General features: G+C 48.0%; 2 protein-coding genes. Both read left to right on the forward strand.

What is annotated here, in order from left to right:
- The first annotated feature begins 12 nt into the window (after positions 1–12).
- Positions 13–1,383, forward strand: a complete 1,371-nt coding sequence (locus tag QUA20_RS31715; protein WP_333194311.1) for a cation:proton antiporter — start codon at positions 13–15, stop codon at positions 1,381–1,383.
- A partial coding sequence (locus tag QUA20_RS31720; RefSeq protein ID WP_445304743.1) for a HisA/HisF-related TIM barrel protein occupies positions 1,384–1,526 on the forward strand: 143 nt, incomplete at its 3' end.

Below are 1,526 nucleotides of genomic sequence, written 5' to 3' on the forward strand. Positions count from 1 at the left end.
TTAAGTTCTGGGATGGCATCCCTAGTTGCTCCCATACCTTTGTTAGCAACAGTCGAGGCAGAAAATGCGCCGATCGTTATGAGCGGAGTTTTGCTCACTTTGGTAGTGATTTATATCGCCAGTAAAATCGGCGCGGAAGTGGCTCTAAAGTTTGATTTTCCGCCGGTTTTGGGTGAACTTGTAGCAGGGGTGATTATTGGAATATCTGCTTTACACCTGGTCATTTTTCCCGGAAGCGGGCTGTCAGCCTCAGACTCAGGGATTATGACAGTTCTGCAATCGATTAATCATCTGTCTCCTGCCGCCCTCACCAGTGTGTTTGAATCGCAGAGTGAAGTCATTTCAGTGCTAGCTGAATTAGGCGTGATTATTCTGCTGTTTGAAATTGGCTTAGAGTCGGATCTCAAACAACTCAAGCAAGTCGGAATTCAAGCTACCGTTGTCGCCTGCGTAGGTGTGGCAGTTCCCTTTGCCGCTGCTACTGCGGGCTTGATGATAATTTTCCACACGGCGGCAATTCCAGCAATTTTTGCGGGGGCTGCTTTGACGGCAACCAGCATTGGAATTACATCGAAAGTGTTGTCTGATTTAGGACAACTGAACTCTAAAGAAGGTCAAATTATTGTCGGTGCGGCGGTGATTGATGATGTGTTGGGAATTATTGTCCTGGCTGTTGTCGCCAGTTTAGCCAAAACCGGTGAGATTGATGTTGTTAATGTCATCTATTTGATTGTCAGTGCAACTGTTTTTCTGCTAGGTTCGATTCTGTTGGGCGGTGTCTTCGACAAAACCTTCTCGGCGGTGGTGGTTCAACTCAAAACTCGCGGCAATATTATCATCCCGGCATTTATTTTTGCCTACTTCATGGCTTTTTTGGGCAATGCAATTCATCTCGAAGCAATTTTGGGTGCGTTTGCGGCTGGTTTGGTGTTGGATGAAAGCGATGCCCGCCTGGATTTGGATGAAATGGTGAAACCCATCGCCGATTTATTTGTACCCATCTTCTTTGTGACGGTGGGATCACGAGCCGATTTGGGGGTTTTGAACCCAACAGTGCCGGATAATCGGGCGGGACTTTTGATTGCCGTATTTTTGATAGTGGTTGCTATTTTGGGCAAGATCGTAACAGGTTGGGTGGTGTTTGGTCAGCCGGGAATCAATCGATTGGCGATCGGAGTGGGGATGATTCCTCGGGGCGAAGTCGGCTTAGTGTTTGCCGGCATCGGTTCCGCGAGTGGGGTTTTGGATAAACCGTTAGAAGTCTCGATTATTATCATGGTGATTCTGACGACTTTTTTGGCTCCGCCTTTTCTGCGGATTGCTTTTGGCGATACGGTAGTGCCTCCTGCTAGTGGAATACTTTCTAGCGAGAAAATCGTTTGATTGAGGGAATTTGAGTCTGGGCGATCGACTCATTTAGAAACAAATGTCGACGGCGCCAAAGCAGGGCATCCAGTCAACCAAGCAGCCATTGAAGCGATCGTCCGATCCGTAGACGTTCCCTGTCAAGTAGGCGGGGGAATGCG

It is taken from the genome of Microcoleus sp. Pol7_A1, assembly GCF_036701085.1.
In the GTDB taxonomy this organism is placed as follows: domain Bacteria; phylum Cyanobacteriota; class Cyanobacteriia; order Cyanobacteriales; family Microcoleaceae; genus Microcoleus; species Microcoleus asticus.